This window comes from Pusillimonas sp. T2 (assembly GCF_002236805.1).
Classification (GTDB): Bacteria; Pseudomonadota; Gammaproteobacteria; order Burkholderiales; family Burkholderiaceae_B; genus Neopusillimonas.
In genome coordinates this window covers 639,189-656,244 of sequence record NZ_NIQA01000001.1, presented here as the reverse complement: position 1 = coordinate 656,244, position 17,056 = coordinate 639,189, and the positions used below count along the sequence as shown (strand labels likewise).

The following is a 17,056-nucleotide window of genomic DNA, read 5'->3' as shown; positions in this document are numbered from 1 at the left end:
CGGCCCTTAGGGTTTCGGCCGTCGTGTAATGGCGCTGACCGAAATGCGGGCTTCGCCGGGTGCCGTGCTGTAAGTGCGCGCTCGCCAGGCATGGCCATAAGCTATCTCAAGGCTTAAATGAATAGTGCCGTCCATGGCACGCTGTTTTTCTAGTGCGTCCAGCAGGCGACCGCGCCATTCGCGACCTACCATCCCGCTGCGGCGGTTTTGAGCCGGGTTGCCGCCCAAGCTCGCCAGGTCTTCAAGTAGTTTTTCGGCGCTACGGTAGGTGAGTGTCAGGGTTTCTTGGTCCATTACTGGGTCGCTGAACCCCGACTCGATAAGCAAATCGCCAAAATCGTGCATATCGACAAAAGCGGGTGTCGCTGTTTGCAGCCCCGCAGCCTGCAGTGCTGAGCGCAACTCTTTAAACGTGCCCGGCCCCAGACAAGAAAACATCACGACCCCCTCGGGTTTCAGAACGCGTCGCCATTCTAGAAGGACGTCGTGCGGGCGGGGGTGCCAATGCAATGCCATATTTGACCAGACTAGGCCCGCCGACTCGGGTGGCAGGGCAGTGTCGGCCAGGTCGGCGCATGTGAAGTCGGTATTGGGCGTGGGCTTGTTGCGCAGACGATTCCAGAGCCCACGCTTGCCGGCGTGACGTTCGCGCGCCACGTCGAGCAGTGCGGCGCAGTTGTCGACCCCCATGTAATCGACGGTGGGATAGCGGGCGCGTAGCGGTTCGATGGCATGCCCGGCGCCACAGCCCGCATCGACCAGAGTTTCGGGCGTGACACGGATATAACTGAGCCGCTGCAGCATACGCTGAGCAACCTCACCGTAAAGAAACTGGGCGTTGTCTAGCGGCGCACGGCGAGCGAACTGTTTAACGACGTGGTCGGCCTGGATGGGCAGCGAGGGGTGTGATGACATATTTGTGTATGCGGCGCTTGGCACATGGCCGACGCCATGGTCAGATGGCGATATGTTGATTTTCACTGGCTATTATGGCCTATAGTCTGCGGCTGCGCGAATGGGTGGACGGCCTGACCCTATGGCTGCCGGGCGAGTGCGTCTTGTGCCGTTCTACGGTGCAGGGCGGGCTGTTGTGCAACATTTGTGCAGGCGAAGCCTGCCGCAGCATGACAACATCGGGAAGGCGTTGCCCTCGGTGCTGCCTGCGGCTCGATGCGCGAGGGTGTTGTCACGATTGCGCTGCGCTTGTGCCCGTGTTTGGTCAGGTATTTGCGGCTGTCGACTACACATTCCCCGCCAATTTGCTGCTGTTGCAGTTCAAGCAGCAGCGACGGTTTGTATTGGCTAAAACATTAGCCACACTCATGGCCGATCGTATGCGCGACACGCGCTATGTCCTGCCCGACGATACAATCCTGGTTCCTGTCCCTGCGACCAAAGCTTCTCTGCAGCGTCGCGGGTTTAATCCTGCTGCCGAGCTGGCCGCACAACTCGCGCGCCGATTAGGTCTGGTTTGTAAGCATCATTGGTTGTACCGACATCACGAGACGGGGCCGCAAAAATTCCTGAATCGTCAGCAGCGTCTGGCTGGCACAGCAGAGCTTTTTGGATGCTCGTCGAAGGTCGCCGGCCATCGTTTTGCCGTCGTCGACGATGTCATGACGACCGGCAGTACCTTGAATGCCGTATCCAGGGTGTTGCTGGCGGCGGGTGCGACGGCGGTGACAGGGGTAGTACTGGCGCGTACTCCCGTACGCGAGCGACTTAACGACGTCTTATCAAGATAAACATGTTCCATATTGTTCTGGTTTCACCTGAAATTCCACCAAATACCGGCAACGTTATTCGGTTGGCCGCCAATACTGGCGCGGCTTTGCACCTAGTCCGGCCCTTGGGGTTCGAGCTCGATGACAAACGTTTGCGCCGGGCCGGGCTCGACTACCATGAGTGGGCGGATGTCCGGGTGCACGACGATTTGCCGGGCGCGCTGGCCGCCATCGGCGGCGATCCGATGCGTCGGTTTGCGTTGACGACCAAGGGGTCATCTCGGCTGGGGGTGTTTGTTTTCCAGCCTAATGACGTTTTTGTCTTTGGTTGCGAAACGGCCGGATTGTCGGCTGACCAGTTGGCGCTGTTTGGGCCTGAGCAACGTTTGCGCTTGCCGATGCGTGCCGGCCAGCGCAGCTTGAACTTGTCGAATGCGGTCGCCGTGACGGTGTATGAAGCCTGGCGACAGCAGGGGTACGAAGGCAGCGTTTAGGCTTGCTTGGGTGTTTCGGGCTTGGCTTCGCGCGATAGCAGGTCGGAGACCGCCTGCCGTGCCGATAGCCCGTTGAACAAGACATCGCATACCGCTTGGGTAATGGGCAGGTCGACGCCCAGTTGGTTACCCAGGGCCAGCGCAGCGCGCGCACACCGCACGCCTTCGGCTGTCATGCCATTGGCCAAAATGGCGTCTAGGGTTTGGCCCTCGCCAATGGCCAGGCCTACTTGCCGGTTACGCGAGAGCGGGCCGGTGGCTGTAAGGACCAGGTCGCCCAGGCCGGTGAGGCCGGCGAAGGTGTCGGCAGAACCGCCCAGGGCGACGCCCAGCCGCTGCATCTCGGCCAGGCCACGGGTGATAAGTGCTGCGCGGGCATTGGTGCCCAGCGTCAGGCCGTCTGAAATGCCGCAGGCGATAGCCATGACGTTTTTCATGGCGCCGCCCACTTCTACGCCAATGACGTCAGTGCTGTTGTAAATGCGGGCATTGCTACCATGCAGTGCTTGCGTGGTGGCTTCGATGACTTGAGGATGATGACTGGCAACGGTCAACGCAACGGGCAAACCTTGTGCAACCTCTTTGGCAAACGATGGTCCCGACACGACACCCAGCCCGACGCCGGGGATGGGGGCCAGTGCTTTTTGGGCAATGGCGTGCGGTAATTGCGCCGAGGTTTGCTCGAAACCTTTGCACGTCCAGACCACCGAAACTGCAGGGTGGTTTAGTTTGGTCAGTTCGTTAGCGAGGGCACTGCAGGTACTTTCGAGGCCTGCAACCGGCACGCCGAGAATAATGAGCCCAGGAGCGCCCTGGCCCGCACACGCGTGCGCAACGGCTTGAGACAGATTGCTGGTGGCAAGAAGCGCCGAAGGCAGTGTGATGCCCGGCAAGTACCTAGCGTTTTGGTGTGTTGCGTTGATGGCCTCTGCCAGCGCCGCGTCGCGCGCCCAAATCATCACCTGGGCATTGGCGCAGGCCAGTGCTGCAAGTGCTGTGCCCCAACTGCCGGCACCCAGAACACTGACGCGCAACGGCGCTGATGCAGACTGAGGCATGTTACTGACGCGTTGCGCCGGGCGGCAGTTGGATGTCCGATTGTTGCTCGGCTATTTGTGCCAGACGTTGCTCATAGAGTGCCTGGAAGTTGACTTCGGCTAGGTGCAATGCGGGCAGAGTTGTACGCGTGATGGCGTCGGCAACGGTGGCGCGCAAGTACGGGTAAAGCATGGTCGGGCAGACAATGCCCAACAGCGGGTCGAGTTGTTCGGCGGGGATGTTGGCTGCTTCGAAAATACCGGCTTGCGTCGCTTCGATCAGGTACAGGGTTTTGTCCTGGATTTTGGTCGTGACGGTCACTGTTACGGTTGATTCGTAGATGCTTTCTGCCAGTTGCTGGCCGCCGACATTGATGGTGACTTCGACGCTCGGGCCTTCCTGTTCCAGAAAAATCTGGGGCGCGTTGGGCATTTCGAGCGACAGGTCTTTAACGTAGGTGCGCTGCAGATTGAAGCTGGGGTCGGGGGTGTTATTGCCTTGAGCGGCTTGGTCCTGTTCGGCCATTTGTCTTCCTATGAGTTTGGGCATGGCACTATTGCCATGCCGCAGTTTACGAATTATTTGCTCAGCAAGGGCATCAGACCGCCGGCCCTGTCTAGTGCTGCCAGGTCATCGTATCCGCCGACATGCGTGTCGTCGATAAAGATTTGCGGTACGGTGCGGCGATTGGTGCGCGCCATCATGGCTTCGCGTTGCGCCGGGTCGGTGTCAATACGGATTTTTTGGATTTCGGTGACGCCGCGCTGTTTCAGCAGCATTTCTGCGCGCACGCAGAACGGGCAGACGGCGGTGCTATACATCGTAACGACGGCCATGTGTGTTCCTTTGGGTGATGCGATTGGGTTTAATGTTTTGCCGACGTAGGCATGCCGGCTTCTGTCCATTTGTTCAGGCCGCCCTCAAGGCTGACGACCTCGGCGAAACCGTTTTTGCGCAATTTGCTGGCCGCCGAGCCTGAAATGCGGCCCTGATCACAAAACACGATGAGTGGTTTGTCTTTGGGCAGGCTGGACATTTTGGCGTCGATGTCGGCTAATGGGACATTGCGTGCCTGAGCGATGCTGCCGGCCTTGAAGCGTTCGTGCGGGCGTACATCGATGAAGATGCCTTGTTTTTGGTTGGCCAGTTGGACAGCCTCGGATACGCTCACGCTGGATGCGCGGCTGCCGCGCATGAGCGTCGGCCACAACAACATTAGGCCGGAAACGACGGCAATCAGTAAAATGTAAAGGTTGTTCTCACTAAGAATGAAATCCACGATGTGTCCCAGGTTGATGCTTGAAATGGTCAAGGTTTACAGGGATTATAAAATGGACGCGATAATTCAACTTTTAGGTCTTTTTTGTCATGCATAAACTCGTACTCATGCGCCACGGCGAAAGCCAATGGAACCTCGAAAACCGCTTTACCGGCTGGACCGATGTCGACCTGACCGAAACCGGTCGCGAACAGGCCCGCAAAGCCGGTGAACTGCTCAAGAACGAAGGCTTTGAGTTCGACATCGCTTTTTCGTCGGTGCTCAAGCGGGCCATTCGTACGCTCTGGATCGCCCTTGACGCTATGGATGCTATGCACACGCCGGTGGGCCTGAGCTGGCGCCTGAACGAGCGCCATTATGGTGCTTTGCAAGGCCTTAACAAGGCCGAAACGGCCGCCAAGTATGGCGAAGAGCAAGTGCTGGTGTGGCGCCGCGCTTATGCCATCGCGCCTAATCCGCTCGAGCTCGATGATCCGCGCCACCCGCGTTTTGACAAGCGTTACGCCAAAATCCCTGCCGACCAGCTCCCGGCAACCGAATGTCTGCAAGACACCGTTACGCGTGTGGTGCCTTTCTGGAACGACTCTATAGCACCGGCCTTGCGTTCTGGTCGCAGCGTATTGGTCGCGGCGCACGGCAACAGTCTGCGGGCGCTGATCAAGCATCTCGACGGCATTTCCGACGACGATATCGTGTCGCTGAATATTCCTACCGGCCAGCCCCTGGTCTACGAGCTTGACGACGATCTCAAGCCTATTCGTCATTATTATCTGGGTGACGCCGCCGAAATCGAGGCGGCCATGGCTGCGGTTGCAGCCCAGGGTAAAGCCAAAAAGGAATAAGCGTCATGCGGCGTGTGCTCGGTTGCGCAATGTTGGTCCTGTGGGCGGGTGTTGCGTCGGGCAATCAATCCTCCCAGGCCCTCGAAGCCCGGCAGGCCGAGGCACGCCGTCAGCAAACTGAATTGCGCGAACGCATTGCCGAGCTGCAAAAAGACATCGACAAGCAAACGTCTTCACGCGACGATGCCGCGTCTGCTTTGCGTGAGTCCGAGTCTGCCATTTCCGGCATCAACCGGCGTCTTGACGAGCTTGAGCGCCAAGACAAGGCCGTGCGTGCGCAGTTGGCGACGCTTGAAACGCAAATTGCCAAAGGCAAAGCCGATGTCGAGCGTCATCAAGCAGAGCTAGCCGATCAGTTGCGGGCCCAGTATGCCGGCGGTTTGTCGCCCTGGGCTGCGTTGCTGTCCGGTGACAACCCGCAAGAAATCGGGCGCGAACTGGGCTATTTGGGTTACGTGTCGCAAGCCCAGGCCGACTCGGTGCGCGCGCTCGATGCCAGTGTCAAGCGTCTGTCGCGTCTTCAAACTAATCAGGTTGCCCGGCAGGCCGAACTGGCCGAACTCACGACAGAAACCAGTCAGAAGAAAGTTGAGCTCGAAGCCCAGAAGGCCGAGCGCCTGAAGGTGCTGGCCCGGATTGATTCCGAGCTTAAAACGCAGCGACAGCAAGCCAAAACCCTGGCGCGCAACGAAACCCGTCTCGAGTCTCTGGTCGATGGGCTGCAGGTCGAAATTGCCCGTCAGCGCGAGGCCGAGCGTATTGCGCGTGAAAAGCGCGCAGCTGAAGAGGCCGCGCGCAGAGCTGCAGAGGCCAAAGCAAAAGCCGAGCGTGAACGGCTTGCCGCAGAACAGCGTGCCAAAGCGGCCGAGGCCGAACGTCAGGCTAAGGCGCTTGAGCAGGTTCGTGTCGCACCTGAAACCGATGTGGTCACTGTCGATGCCATAGGTAATGACGATGCCGAGCCGGCAAAAGCCCAGGAAACGGCACCGCCGCCGCAGGTCGCTCGCCGTCCGGCCGAGCGTATGGCCCCCACTGCCGCCGACGACGACGAGGATAGCGGGCCGACTGAACCGGAATCTGCGGAACCTGTTGCGGTTTTGAAGGGTCTTAGTAAAAACCTGCCTCTGCCGGTGAAGGGGGAAATCCAGGGCCGATTTGGCATGGAGCGCCCCGACGGCGGGGTCTGGCGGGGTATTGTTCTTCGTGCGCGCGAAGGCACCCGTGTTCGTCCGGTCGCGCCCGGCAGAGTGGCCTATGCCGGTTGGTTCAATGGTTTTGGTAATCTACTTATTGTCGATCACGGGCAGGGCTATCTCTCTGTCTATGCTTACAATCAAAGCTTGCTGCGGCAGGTGGGTGATACCGTGAAGGTGTCCGATGCCATTGCCACGGTTGGGGCAACCGGTGGGCAGGTCGAGTCCGGTCTATACTTCGAGATTCGGCATAACGGCAAGCCCGTCAACCCGCAACTTTGGTTGGGGCGTTAATTCGTTTACATACAGGAATGTGCATGAGCACTCGCAAGTTTGGTCGTTTTGGTCTGGTCATGATGGGCGCGGTCGGCGGCGTGCTGCTCAGCCTGGGTATTTCTGCAGTTGCGCAGCGCGGCGAGCCTTTGCCGTTGCGCGAGCTGCAGCAGTTCGCCAATGTGTTTTCCGCCATCAAGGCCAGTTACGTCGAACCCCTGACCGATCAAAAGCTCATGAATGAGGCCATCAAAGGTCTGTTCAACGACCTTGATCCGCATTCGGCTTATCTCGACCCTGAAGCTTTCAAAGAAATGGAAGCCATAACCCAGGGTGGTTTTGGCGGGTTGGGTATCGAAATCGGCAGCGAAGACGGCATGCCTAAAGTCATCGCGCCCATTGAAGACACTCCGGCCGCCCGTGCCGGCATTTTGTCGGGTGACCTGATCACGCACATTGATGGCAAGCCCACCAAGGGTATGACCCTTAGCGAAGCCATCAAACTCATGCGTGGCGAGCCCCAAACGCCTATCGTGCTTACTATTCAGCGAGCAGGCCAAGACAAGCCCCTGATGGTAAAAATCATCCGCGACATGATCAAGGTACGTAGCGTGCGCAGCAAAATGTTGCCTGACGATATCGGTTATGTACGTATTGCCCAGTTCCAAGAGCGCACCGTGTCCGACCTGGCTCGCCAGTTGCGCGAGCTTGGGGGTGGCAAGGCCCCTAAAGGGTTGGTCCTCGATTTGCGTAACGACCCAGGTGGTCTGCTCGATGCCGCCATTGGTGTGTCGTCGGCTTTCCTCAAGCCAGATGTCCTGGTCGTGTCAACCAAAGGCCGTATTCCGTCGTCGAACCGCGAATATCACGCCAAGCCAGTGAACTACGTGCGCAGCTTCGGTGGCGTGTCCAACAGCGATGTCGTTTTCCCCGAATGGGCCAAAACAGTGCCCATGGTGGTGTTGATCAACGTTGGTTCGGCCTCGGCCTCCGAGATTGTCGCCGGCGCGTTGCAAGATCACAAGCGCGCCAAGGTGCTGGGCAACCGTTCGTTTGGCAAGGGCTCGGTACAAAGCGTGTTGCCGCTTACCGAAGACTCCGGCATCAAACTGACAACGGCTTTGTATTACACCCCAAGCGGGCGGTCTATCCAGGCAACAGGCGTCGAACCCGACGTTGTTGTCGACGACACGCCGCAGGGCAACTTGTTCCGCATTCCTCGTGAAGCCGATCTTCAACATCATCTGGCCAATGGTTCGTCGGCCCCCGAGGTCGTAACGCCCCAGGAAGATGAGCAAGATATGGCGCCGCCCGATGTCAAGATGTTCGAGTTTGGCGGTAAAGACGATTTCCAGCTGCAGCAGGCCATTAATTTGCTTGAAGGTAAGCAGGTCAAGAAGAATGAAATCGTTGCCAAGGCTGATGCCGGGGCCGAAAAAAAAAATGACAGCGGCGCCGTAAAAACGGCTGAAGTCCCTGCGCGTGCCTCTGATGGCGCCAATACGTCGGGTGTCGAGCGTTACCGCTTCACTCCCGAAGGCATGATTAAGGTTGACTGATGGATGACGCGCAGCTTCTGCGGTATGCGCGTCATATCTTGCTCGACGAGCTGGGCATCGAGGGGCAAGAAAAGCTGCTGGCCGCACGAGTACTCATTGTGGGGGCCGGTGGCTTAGGGTCGCCGGCGGCGATGTATTTGGCTGCTGCCGGTGTGGGGCATATTGTTCTGGCCGACGACGATGTCGTTGATATTGGGAACTTGCAACGCCAGATCATGCACGATACCGCCCGGCTCGACGTCCCCAAGGCCGAATCGGGACGTCAGACGCTGAACGCTATCAACCCTTTTGTTAGCGTGGTGCCACGCCTCGAACGGCTTGACGATGCGGCGCTTTCACAGGCCGTTGCCGACGTTGACGTTGTACTGGATTGCTGCGACAACTTTGCCACGCGTCACGCCGTTAATAGGGCGTGCGTAGCGCACCGTAAGCCTTTGGTTTCAGGCGCAGCCATACGCTTTTCGGGGCAAGTCAGTGTGTTCGACCTCCGTCGCCCCGATGCGCCCTGCTACCATTGCCTGTTTCCTGAAGGCGACGAGGTAGACGAGCTGAATTGCGCGACGACTGGCGTGCTGGGGCCCTTGGTGGGCATTGTGGGCAGCATGCAGGCGGCAGAGGCCATTAAGGTCATTGCCGGTATAGGCGAGCCGTTAGTGGGGCGGTTGCAGTGTCTCGATGCCTTGACCATGCAGTGGCATCAAATTAAGTATCGGCAAGACCCGGGTTGCCCGGTCTGCGCGTCGTCCTGCTAGGGGTGAGGTTTTGAGAGGCTGCCTTGGCTTTCGCAGCGGTCTGGCGGGTACGGCCCTGGTGTTACCGTCGTAATGGCCGTTTGGCGGTTAGTAGTGTGCCCAGGGTACTGATACGCAGGTTAACGTAGCTGTTGCGCCCGCTGTGCATGGCCGAAAACGGTGTCCCTGGGTGAAAAATGTGCACGGTACGTAAACCCATCTGGCGTGCTGTTTTCAAATTTTTCAGAGTGTCTTCAACCAAAATGACCTGATCGGGGCGAGTGCCTAGCCGCGCTACGACTTGTCGCATTAGGGCGCGTGAAGGTTTAGGGCGAATATTGCCCTGCAGCCTCATATGGTCGATCGACCAGATCATATCGAAGTACGGCAGCAGGCCCAGCGTTTTAAGCACCGACCGGGCATAGTCGTGAGGCGCGTTGGTAAGCAATACCTTTCTGCCAGGCAAGCGCGAAAACTTGCGCGCCAGACCTGGCTCGGAATGCACTAGCGGCTCGGCATCGAAATCGTGGCTGATGCGCAGAAATTCGCGGGCGTTTACGTTATGGTGCTTGACCAACCCGATAACGGTTGCGCCGTAGCGTTTCCAGTAGCGTGCGCGAAGCTCGTTTGCCAAGTCGATATCAACATCGAGACATTGCGCCACGGCGTCTGTCATTTTCCCGTCGATGACTTTGAAAATGGCGCGGGAGCTGTCGTGCAGTGTGTTGTCGAGGTCGAATAACCAAACGGGCGCATGCTGTGCATACGCCCGTCGTGCCCGTTGTGTGGGTAAACGGGTATGAATAGACCGCATGCGCTAGTGGGCGCTGATCATGGTGCCGACGCCGCGGTCGGTCAGGATTTCGAGCAACAGGCAGTGTGGAACCCGACCGTCGACGACGTGAACCGAATTGACTCCGTTGCGCGCGGCGTCGAGTGCCGAAGAAATTTTAGGCAGCATGCCGCCTGAAATGGTGCCGTCTTCGAAGAGTTCGTCGATGGTTCGAGCCGAGAGGCTACGCAGCAATTTGCCTTGCTTGTCGAGAACGCCTGGTGTGTTGGTGAGCATGACCAACTTTTCGGCGCCCAGAACTTCGGCCATTTTGCCAGCGACCAGATCGGCGTTGATGTTATAGGCGCGCCCGTCTTCGCCGTAGCCAATTGACGAAATGACAGGGATGAACTGATCGTCTTGCAACGCTTTTACGACGGCCGGTTCGATGCGGGAAATGTCACCGACGAAACCGATGTCGATCATTTCACCGGGGCGCTCTTTATTAGGCACCAGTTTTTTGGTGGCCTGAATAAGGCAGCCGTCTTTACCGGTCAGGCCCACCGCCTTGCCGCCAGCTTCGTTGATCATCATAACAATGTCTTGCTGGACCTGGCCCCCCAGAACCCATTCAACGACTTCCATGGTTTCGGCATCGGTGACGCGCATCCCTTGAATGAATTCGCCTTCTTTTCCGACGCGTTTGAGCGCTTCGTTGATTTGCGGGCCGCCGCCATGCACGACAACCGGGTTTAAACCCACCAGTTTCAGCAATACGACATCGTGCGCGAAGCTGCGTTGAAGCGCCTCTTCGGTCATGGCATTGCCGCCGTACTTGACGACGACGGTTTTACCGTGAAAGCGACGGATATAGGGCAGTGCTTCGGAAAGAACGGCTGCCTTGATCTCGGAGGTGTAGGTGGTTGGGTCGGACGAGGGTGTGGTCATGGGCGCAGAAGCAGAGAGTTTGCAAACTTAACCGGCCAGCGCGCGCTGAACGGTTTTGACGAATTCTTCTTTATTGTAGTTGCCAAGATAACGCTTGACGATGTTGCCGTCTTTATCGATAAGGAATGCCGTTGGCGTGAGCTGGACGTTGCCGAAGGCGGCGGCAATTTTGCCGTCGGCATCGTGCACAACATTAAACGGGAGCTCGCGGGTTTCGGCGTAATTACGGACATAGTCGATGGGGTCGTAGTCCATGGCGACGGCAATGACGTCGTAGCCTTGGTCGGCCAGCGCGGTGTAGGTAGCTGCAGTATCGGGCATTTGCTGGATGCAAGTCACGCAGCTGGTGGCCCAGAACTTGACCATGACGACTTTGTCGCGGAGGTCTTCGGTAGTAAAGGTTTTGCCCTGCAGGTTGGTGAACGATACCTGGGGTGCGGTGCGTGCGGGCGAGGACAGTTGCCAGGCCAGCAGGCCGACGGCGGCTACCGCCGCCACAATAAAGATTTTAAGTTTGCTCATTGGACAGGCATTGTTTGGGTATCGGGGCCGCTGCTGCTAGCCGGTGTTGCGCTGGCGGGCTGAGCCGCTGTGCTGCGCGAGGCGTCGGAAACAGGCGCTGTCGGCGACACGAGGCTTTCGCGGGAAACAATGGTGAACAGCTTGACGACTTCATTGACCCCCGAAACATTGGAGGCGACCTTGGCTGCCAACACGCCCTCGGTTTCGGTGACCTTGCCTTGCAGGTAGACAATGCCGCGTTCGGTGGTGACCACAATGGTGCGTGCCGGTACTTCTTTGGCTTCGATCAGGGCGGTTCTGACTTTGGTGCTGATCCAGGTGTCGTTGGTGCGCACGCTGAGCGGTGTAATGTCGCCGATGCGGATGCGGTTAATGACTTCTTTGACGTTCTCGACGCCTGCTGCGGCGGTTTCGGCCTGGGCTTTGTCTTGCGCATTGGGGACGTCGCCCACCAGCAAGACGCGACCGGCATAAGACACGCTGATGACGCGTGCACGGTCGCCAAACAGGCGTCGCATTTCTGCGCCGATCTTCATTTCGATGGCCTGGTCTTCAACCTGCTCGCCGGCGGTGCGACGATCGGCGGCCACCATTGCAGTGGTTGCAGCACCGCCTACCAGCATGACGCCGCAACCAGATAAGAGCGTGGTTAGCGCAAGCAGGGGGGCAAGAAAACCTTTTTTGAGGAGGGTTGGCATGGACATAATCATTACAGGGCGTCTCCGAGGAGCAGTGCATCGATACCATCGCACAACGCATGCAACAAGATAATGTGGACTTCTTGAATGCGCATGGTGCGATCGTGCGGCACGCATAGGTGGATGTCGGTGTCGAGCAGGACGTCGTTCATTTTGCCGCCGCCTTTGCCCGACAGGGCGATCACCATCATTTCGCGATCGTGGGCTGCTTCGATAGACCGCAATACGTTGGGTGAGTTCCCGCTGGTGCTGATGGCGACCAGGATGTCGCCGGGTTGACCCAGTGCGGTAACCTGGCGCTCGAAGATGTGATCGTAGCCGTAGTCGTTGCCAACAGCGGTAAGAATGGACGTATCGGTATTCAGTGCAATACCCGCCAATGGCAGGCGGTCGCGCTCGAAACGTCCGACAAGTTCGGCGATGAAGTGTTGAGCGTCGGCGGCAGAACCGCCGTTGCCGCAAGCAAGAATTTTATTGTTGTTGGCCAGTGCCGCAAATAAAACGTCGACAGATGCCGCAAGGGGCTCGGCCAAAGCCTGTGCGCTGGCCTTGAAGGTATCGATGGCGTCGTCGAAGTGGGACGACATGCGAGAGGTCATATCCATGCCCGGTATTATCTCATGAGCGTTGTAAATCGAGGTCAGGTAATGTAACGTTTTTTGGCACAAGGCCCGAGGAGCGTATTGTCAGGTGTCAAAGGCATTACGGATCCAGGTCAGCCCGGCTTTATCGACGGTTATTACATCGAAGCGGCAGGCCGGTTCGTTGCCGCCAAAGCAGGTACGCGCCAGACGAGGCAAAAAAAACAAAGCCGCGCGGCGTAGTTTGTCTTGCTTGTCACGGTTTACACTGGCAGCTGGGCCGCCAAAGTCTTGGCCGGTGCGTAATTTAACCTCAACAAATATCAGCAGGCTCTGGTCCGGGTCTATGGCAACGATGTCGATTTCCCCGGCTTTACAGCGCAGGTTCTTGTCGACGACCTGAAGCCCGCGCTGCGTCAGAAACTCGCAGGCACGGTGCTCGGCTTCGAAGCCGATACGTTGTGTTGGCGACCCCTGGGCCGTTTCTGGTTGAGGCGTCGGCGCACTGCGCGGCTTCGCACGCCGACGTCTGATGGCCTTGCCTTGCGCAATACGCGCAAGCTCGAACGTCAGGTCGTCGTGGTCGGGCATGTATGGCGGGCCACCTTATGAAGGTTTTAACGGGTTGAGTATGCTTGAAAATTTCGATGTAGGCGCCCTGGAGGGGTCATGGAAACGTCTCACTGATCGTGTGGTGGGGCAAGACTGGCCCGCGTCGACTTTATATGTCGTGGCGACACCTATCGGTAATTTGGCAGATTTGACGTTACGGGCCTTGCATGCTTTAGCGCTTTGTGATGTTGTTGCCGCCGAAGATACGCGTGCGAGTCGTCAGCTGTTGGATGCCTGGGGGGTTCAAACCCCTTTGTTGGCTGCGCACCGTCACAACGAGGCTCAGGCGGCGCAGTCTATTATCGAGCGGTTGGGGCAGGGGCAACGTGTGGCGCTGGTGTCCGATGCGGGCGCGCCTGGCGTTAGCGACCCAGGTGCCCGCGTGGTGCGTGCGGTGCGCGAAGCCGGGTATCGGGTGGTGCCTATCCCAGGTGCCAGTGCCGTTATTGCTGCGTTGATGGCCAGCGGCGCTACGTCCGACGAAAATCCGGCGTTTGTCTTTGCCGGCTTTACGCCGTCCCGGCCGGTCGCCCGGCGTAAGTGGTTGCAAGCGTGGTGCACGACGCCCGCGCCGGTAGTCATGTTCGAGTCACCGCATCGGTTACGTGCGGCATTGGCTGATTTGCTGGCAGTCTGCGGGCCCGACCGGCAACTGACCATTGCACGTGAATTGACCAAGCGTTTTGAGCAAGTGCATACATTGTCGTTGTCCCAGGCTCAAGCCTGGGTCGATAGTGATAGTCACCATGAACAAGGCGAATTTGTCTTGATTGTGCATGCGCCGCCGGTGTCAGACGCCACGCTGCTTGATCCGGCCACCGATACGCTGCTGGATGCCTTGCTTGAGTCTGTGAGTGTGCGCGATGCCGCCAAAATTGCGGCAAAAGTCAGCGGGATGCCGCGTGATGTGCTTTACAAGCTGGCGCTTGAGCGACAGCAAAAAGGTTAGCGAAGTGCGATAGTGGGCTGGGCGCCTACGGCATCGTAGACCCGCACGGCAGCATTGACGGCCTGGGTGCGGTCAGCGTATGGGCCCAATTGAACGCGAAACAGTTCGCCGCCCTGGGCAACGTGTACGGTTTGTGACTCGACCCCTGCAATTTGAGTATTTAACTTTTGAGCCAGCGCCTGGGCATTTTCGGCGTTGCCAAATGCGCCAAATTGAAGATAAAACCCACTGCTTGCAGGTGGCGCAATTTGCGCTTGCTCGGACGATGCCGCAAAGGTGCTATTGGGCGACGTGGAGGCGTTGCCGGCATCGTCGGGCGATGTCACCCCGTTACTGTCTGTCAGGGCAATGGCCGACAGGGCATCGGGCATCAGGGGCGTCATTGCAGGTTCGTCGGCCGTAAAGGTTTGTGCCCGGAGGGCGCCCGTGTCCTGGGCGTTTTGAGGGGCAACAGCAACTGTATTTTGCCCGGGTGTTTTCCAGGTTCCGCGACTAATGTCGGTTTGTGTGATGGCTTCGACGACGACTTTGCCGCTGCCTGGGCCAATCAGCCCCAGTTTTGCAGCCGCCACATACGAAAGGTCGATGATGCGGCCGGGGTGAAACGGGCCGCGGTCGTTGATGCGGACGATGATCGAGCGCCCGGTGGTGGGCCGAGTAACGCGGGCATAGCTGGGAATAGGCAGCGTTGGGTGCGCCGCGGTCATGGCATACATATCGTAGGTCTCGCCATTGGCAGTTTTGTTGCCATGAAACTGACGTCCGTACCAGGACGCGATCCCCTCTTCGCGGTAGGGGGCATTGCCACTGATGGGCACATACCGTCGACCAAAGACCGAGTAAGGGCGCAAATTAGCAGGCGCATAGGCTTCGATGCGCGGTATGGCGTCGGGGATGGCTTCGATATTGGCCGGCGGTGAGCTGCCTGGGCCGTCGTTTTGATAGTAGCCGCCCGAGCGCTTGCCCGACGATGAACACCCGGCCAAAATGGCCAGGAGTAAGATCAGGCAGAAATAGCGCAAGCGGTAAAAGGCCATAGCAATTTACGGGCGAACAGGCAAGTTACGGTGTCTGACTAGCAGGGGGGCGTGGTCGGCGAACCGGCGCGCGAGTTGCTCGACGACATACACCGAGCGGTGCTGCCCGCCGGTACAACCAATGGCTATTGTCAGGTAGTTGCGGGTGTCTTGTAAATAAAGGGGTAGCCAGCGTCGGATGAAGCCGCTGATATCTTCGATCATGGTTTCGACACTGCCGAACTGAGAGAGCCAGGCTGCGACCGGTTCGTCGCGCCCCGTCAGGGGCCTGAGTTCGCGGTCGTAGTGGGGGTTGGGCAGGCAACGAACATCGAAGACCAGGTCTGCGTCGCCAGGTACCCCGCGCTTGTAGGCAAACGATGCAAAGGTGAGGACGACTTCGGCACGACCCGCCTGGATGAGGTCGCGCATCCAGGCGCGCAGTTGTCCCGGGGTCAGGTCGGATGTATCGATGACGTGCTCTTGGTCTCGCAGAGGCGCAAGCAGCTCGCGCTCGGTGTGTATGCACTCGAGCAAAGAGGGTGAGTCGCCCTTGCTTTGCAGGCGATCGGTAAGTGGGTGCCGTCGCCGGGATTCGGAATAGCGCTGCATGAGCGCATGGTCGCTGGCGTCGAGGAAAATAACTTTGAGTTCGGTGCCTTGTGCGCGCAAGCCCGTGATGATGTCGGGTAACCCGGCCAACTCGCCTGGCGAGCGGATATCGATCGCAACGGCGACGCGATCGAGGTTTTCTTCGCGAACCGTGGCAATGAATTCATGCAGGAACTTGACGGGCAGATTGTCGACGCAGGTATAACCGGAGTCTTCGAGTAGCCGCAGAGCGACCGATTTGCCTGAGCCTGAAATGCCTGTGATGAGTACGATTTTCATGGCGACTCGGGGCGGCTGCTTTCCATGATGGCCAGCGCCTGCCGTTCGATGAAGTCGCCCATGGTGTCGATGCCGCGCAGTGACAAAATGGTGTTGCGTACCGCCGCTTCGACCAACACGGCAAGATTGCGGCCTGCCGCCACCTGCAGCATGACGCGGCGAATGGGCGTTTCGAGGATGTCTTGGGTCAGGTCTTGTACGGGCAGGCGCTCGAAGGCGTCGGCATTAGAGCGCATGAGCTGCACAATCAGCTTGAGTCGCATTTTGCGTCGTACTGACGTTTCACCAAAAATAGTGCGGATATCGAGCAGCCCCAAGCCACGAACTTCGAGGAGGTTTTGTAGCAGGGGCGGGCAATGACCTTCGATAATGCCAGGTGCGGTACGCGAGAACTCGACGGCATCGTCGGCCACCAGGCCATGACCTCGAGAAATCAGTTCGAGTGCCAGCTCGCTTTTGCCCAGGCCAGATTCGCCCGTAATCAAGACCCCGAGCCCAAGGACGTCCATGAAGACGCCGTGGACGATGGTTTTAGGCGCTAGCCGCTTGCCCAGATAAATACGCAACAGGTCGATGAGCTTGGCTGCTTCGATGGAGGTAGAAAGCAGGGGCACCTGCTGGGCATTGCAAAAGTCGCGCAGATCTTCGGGGGCTTCGAGACTTTCGGCCATGAGAATGGCTGGTACTCCGCCAGCTACCAGGTCTTCGAGGTGATGCAGGCGGCGCTTGGGTTCGAAGCGGGTGTAATAAAGTAGTTCGGCTTTACCGAAAACCTGAATGCGTGAGGGGTGAATAAGGTTAAGGTGGCCGACCAAATCGGCCCCGGCCATACCGATGTCGGGAAGAACTCGGTGCGCTGCACTGAGCCCCGCGACCCAGGTAAAGGCAATTTTTTCGGTGTTGTCGCTTACGAGCTCTTGAACGGTCAGCATGG

The 17,056-nt window shown here is 58.5% G+C and carries 21 protein-coding genes; 7 read left to right on the top strand and 14 right to left on the bottom strand.

The genetic code is table 11. The features are described 5' to 3' along the window. Window positions 1-6 precede the first annotated feature (6 nt). Window positions 7-915 (bottom strand): methyltransferase domain-containing protein, encoded by a 909-nt coding sequence (locus tag PuT2_RS03025; RefSeq protein WP_093969532.1) that lies wholly within the window; start codon window positions 913-915, stop codon window positions 7-9. A 74-nt stretch (window positions 916-989) separates the two neighbouring features. Here PuT2_RS03025 and PuT2_RS03020 point away from each other — a divergent pair, with 74 nt between their 5' ends. After that, entirely contained in the window at window positions 990-1,745 is a 756-nt protein-coding gene (locus PuT2_RS03020; RefSeq protein ID WP_093969531.1) for a ComF family protein, read from the top strand. Between the two features lie 2 nt (window positions 1,746-1,747). Continuing rightward, window positions 1,748-2,218, top strand: a complete 471-nt coding sequence (locus PuT2_RS03015; RefSeq protein WP_093969530.1) for a tRNA (cytidine(34)-2'-O)-methyltransferase — start codon at window positions 1,748-1,750, stop codon at window positions 2,216-2,218. Here the strand turns inward: PuT2_RS03015 and PuT2_RS03010 are convergent. From PuT2_RS03010 to PuT2_RS02995, 4 genes are read right to left on the bottom strand one after another with little or no spacing between them, the layout of a single operon-like run. Further along, window positions 2,215-3,276, bottom strand: a complete 1,062-nt coding sequence (locus tag PuT2_RS03010) for an NAD(P)H-dependent glycerol-3-phosphate dehydrogenase (RefSeq protein ID WP_093969529.1) — start codon at window positions 3,274-3,276, stop codon at window positions 2,215-2,217. The two genes, PuT2_RS03015 and PuT2_RS03010, sit on opposite strands and share 4 nt — an antisense overlap. Before the next feature lies 1 nt (window position 3,277). After that, entirely contained in the window at window positions 3,278-3,781 is a 504-nt protein-coding gene (gene secB, locus PuT2_RS03005; protein ID WP_093969528.1) for a protein-export chaperone SecB, read from the bottom strand. A 53-nt stretch (window positions 3,782-3,834) separates the two neighbouring features. Continuing rightward, a complete protein-coding gene (gene grxC / locus PuT2_RS03000; RefSeq protein WP_093969527.1) occupies window positions 3,835-4,092 on the bottom strand; it encodes a glutaredoxin 3 in 258 nt (85 codons plus the stop codon). Window positions 4,093-4,121: 29 nt separating this feature from the next. After that, complete coding sequence (locus PuT2_RS02995; RefSeq protein WP_093969526.1) at window positions 4,122-4,535, bottom strand: rhodanese-like domain-containing protein; 414 nt, start codon at window positions 4,533-4,535, stop codon at window positions 4,122-4,124. A gap of 89 nt (window positions 4,536-4,624) precedes the next feature. Here PuT2_RS02995 and gpmA point away from each other — a divergent pair, with 89 nt between their 5' ends. The 4 genes from gpmA to PuT2_RS02975 are packed head-to-tail and all read left to right on the top strand — an operon-like array spanning window position 4,625 to window position 9,154. Then, a complete protein-coding gene (gpmA, locus tag PuT2_RS02990) occupies window positions 4,625-5,377 on the top strand; it encodes a 2,3-diphosphoglycerate-dependent phosphoglycerate mutase (RefSeq protein WP_093969525.1) in 753 nt (250 codons plus the stop codon). Window positions 5,378-5,382: 5 nt separating this feature from the next. Continuing rightward, window positions 5,383-6,864, top strand: a complete 1,482-nt coding sequence (locus tag PuT2_RS02985) for a murein hydrolase activator EnvC (protein ID WP_093969524.1) — start codon at window positions 5,383-5,385, stop codon at window positions 6,862-6,864. 23 nt (window positions 6,865-6,887) lie between these two features. Next, window positions 6,888-8,402 (top strand): S41 family peptidase, encoded by a 1,515-nt coding sequence (locus tag PuT2_RS02980; protein WP_093969523.1) that lies wholly within the window; start codon window positions 6,888-6,890, stop codon window positions 8,400-8,402. Beyond that, entirely contained in the window at window positions 8,402-9,154 is a 753-nt protein-coding gene (locus tag PuT2_RS02975; RefSeq protein WP_093969522.1) for a molybdopterin-synthase adenylyltransferase MoeB, read from the top strand. Before PuT2_RS02980 ends, PuT2_RS02975 begins: the two co-directional genes overlap by 1 nt. A gap of 61 nt (window positions 9,155-9,215) precedes the next feature. On the opposite strand, the gene PuT2_RS02970 is transcribed toward PuT2_RS02975, so the two are convergent. The 6 genes from PuT2_RS02970 to PuT2_RS02945 form a co-directional block, all read right to left on the bottom strand. Next, window positions 9,216-9,947, bottom strand: coding sequence for a pyrimidine 5'-nucleotidase (locus tag PuT2_RS02970; protein ID WP_093969521.1), 732 nt, complete (start codon window positions 9,945-9,947; stop codon window positions 9,216-9,218). A gap of 3 nt (window positions 9,948-9,950) precedes the next feature. Next, window positions 9,951-10,853, bottom strand: a complete 903-nt coding sequence (gene argB, locus PuT2_RS02965) for an acetylglutamate kinase (RefSeq protein ID WP_093969520.1) — start codon at window positions 10,851-10,853, stop codon at window positions 9,951-9,953. A gap of 27 nt (window positions 10,854-10,880) precedes the next feature. Next, window positions 10,881-11,375, bottom strand: a complete 495-nt coding sequence (locus PuT2_RS02960) for a TlpA disulfide reductase family protein (RefSeq protein WP_093969519.1) — start codon at window positions 11,373-11,375, stop codon at window positions 10,881-10,883. Continuing rightward, window positions 11,372-12,073 (bottom strand): BON domain-containing protein, encoded by a 702-nt coding sequence (locus PuT2_RS02955; RefSeq protein WP_254046918.1) that lies wholly within the window; start codon window positions 12,071-12,073, stop codon window positions 11,372-11,374. Before PuT2_RS02955 ends, PuT2_RS02960 begins: the two co-directional genes overlap by 4 nt. A gap of 11 nt (window positions 12,074-12,084) precedes the next feature. Then, window positions 12,085-12,678 (bottom strand): phosphoheptose isomerase, encoded by a 594-nt coding sequence (locus PuT2_RS02950; RefSeq protein WP_173862499.1) that lies wholly within the window; start codon window positions 12,676-12,678, stop codon window positions 12,085-12,087. Between the two features lie 81 nt (window positions 12,679-12,759). After that, a complete protein-coding gene (locus PuT2_RS02945) occupies window positions 12,760-13,245 on the bottom strand; it encodes a YraN family protein (protein ID WP_093969518.1) in 486 nt (161 codons plus the stop codon). A gap of 40 nt (window positions 13,246-13,285) precedes the next feature. Here PuT2_RS02945 and rsmI point away from each other — a divergent pair, with 40 nt between their 5' ends. Continuing rightward, entirely contained in the window at window positions 13,286-14,215 is a 930-nt protein-coding gene (rsmI, locus tag PuT2_RS02940; protein WP_093969588.1) for a 16S rRNA (cytidine(1402)-2'-O)-methyltransferase, read from the top strand. Here the strand turns inward: rsmI and PuT2_RS02935 are convergent. From PuT2_RS02935 to hprK, 3 genes are read right to left on the bottom strand one after another with little or no spacing between them, the layout of a single operon-like run. Beyond that, window positions 14,212-15,252, bottom strand: a complete 1,041-nt coding sequence (locus PuT2_RS02935; RefSeq protein ID WP_093969517.1) for a septal ring lytic transglycosylase RlpA family protein — start codon at window positions 15,250-15,252, stop codon at window positions 14,212-14,214. The two genes, rsmI and PuT2_RS02935, sit on opposite strands and share 4 nt — an antisense overlap. Window positions 15,253-15,258: 6 nt before the next feature. Next, on the bottom strand, window positions 15,259-16,122 hold the full coding sequence (rapZ, locus tag PuT2_RS02930) for an RNase adapter RapZ (protein ID WP_093969516.1): 864 nt from the start codon (window positions 16,120-16,122) through the stop codon (window positions 15,259-15,261). Further along, window positions 16,119-17,054, bottom strand: coding sequence for an HPr(Ser) kinase/phosphatase (hprK, locus tag PuT2_RS02925; RefSeq protein ID WP_093969515.1), 936 nt, complete (start codon window positions 17,052-17,054; stop codon window positions 16,119-16,121). Before hprK ends, rapZ begins: the two co-directional genes overlap by 4 nt. Between the last annotated feature and the right edge of the window lie 2 nt (window positions 17,055-17,056).

Bases quoted from the DNA above. Each gene is read 5' to 3' on its own strand.
- PuT2_RS03025 (WP_093969532.1), bottom strand. From the start codon at position 915: ATGTCATCACACCCCTCGCTGCCCATCCAGGCCGACCACGTCGTTAAA.
- PuT2_RS03020 (WP_093969531.1), top strand. From the start codon at position 990: ATGGCCTATAGTCTGCGGCTGCGCGAATGGGTGGACGGCCTGACCCTA.
- PuT2_RS03015 (WP_093969530.1), top strand. From the start codon at position 1,748: ATGTTCCATATTGTTCTGGTTTCACCTGAAATTCCACCAAATACCGGC.
- PuT2_RS03010 (WP_093969529.1), bottom strand. From the start codon at position 3,276: ATGCCTCAGTCTGCATCAGCGCCGTTGCGCGTCAGTGTTCTGGGTGCC.
- secB (WP_093969528.1), bottom strand. From the start codon at position 3,781: ATGGCCGAACAGGACCAAGCCGCTCAAGGCAATAACACCCCCGACCCC.
- grxC (WP_093969527.1), bottom strand. From the start codon at position 4,092: ATGGCCGTCGTTACGATGTATAGCACCGCCGTCTGCCCGTTCTGCGTG.
- gpmA (WP_093969525.1), top strand. From the start codon at position 4,625: ATGCATAAACTCGTACTCATGCGCCACGGCGAAAGCCAATGGAACCTC.
- PuT2_RS02985 (WP_093969524.1), top strand. From the start codon at position 5,383: ATGCGGCGTGTGCTCGGTTGCGCAATGTTGGTCCTGTGGGCGGGTGTT.
- PuT2_RS02980 (WP_093969523.1), top strand. From the start codon at position 6,888: ATGAGCACTCGCAAGTTTGGTCGTTTTGGTCTGGTCATGATGGGCGCG.
- PuT2_RS02975 (WP_093969522.1), top strand. From the start codon at position 8,402: ATGGATGACGCGCAGCTTCTGCGGTATGCGCGTCATATCTTGCTCGAC.
- PuT2_RS02970 (WP_093969521.1), bottom strand. From the start codon at position 9,947: ATGCGGTCTATTCATACCCGTTTACCCACACAACGGGCACGACGGGCG.
- argB (WP_093969520.1), bottom strand. From the start codon at position 10,853: ATGACCACACCCTCGTCCGACCCAACCACCTACACCTCCGAGATCAAG.
- PuT2_RS02960 (WP_093969519.1), bottom strand. From the start codon at position 11,375: ATGAGCAAACTTAAAATCTTTATTGTGGCGGCGGTAGCCGCCGTCGGC.
- PuT2_RS02955 (WP_254046918.1), bottom strand. From the start codon at position 12,073: ATGCCAACCCTCCTCAAAAAAGGTTTTCTTGCCCCCCTGCTTGCGCTA.
- PuT2_RS02950 (WP_173862499.1), bottom strand. From the start codon at position 12,678: ATGGATATGACCTCTCGCATGTCGTCCCACTTCGACGACGCCATCGAT.
- PuT2_RS02945 (WP_093969518.1), bottom strand. From the start codon at position 13,245: ATGCCCGACCACGACGACCTGACGTTCGAGCTTGCGCGTATTGCGCAA.
- rsmI (WP_093969588.1), top strand. From the start codon at position 13,286: ATGCTTGAAAATTTCGATGTAGGCGCCCTGGAGGGGTCATGGAAACGT.
- PuT2_RS02935 (WP_093969517.1), bottom strand. From the start codon at position 15,252: ATGGCCTTTTACCGCTTGCGCTATTTCTGCCTGATCTTACTCCTGGCC.
- rapZ (WP_093969516.1), bottom strand. From the start codon at position 16,122: ATGAAAATCGTACTCATCACAGGCATTTCAGGCTCAGGCAAATCGGTC.
- hprK (WP_093969515.1), bottom strand. From the start codon at position 17,054: ATGCTGACCGTTCAAGAGCTCGTAAGCGACAACACCGAAAAAATTGCC.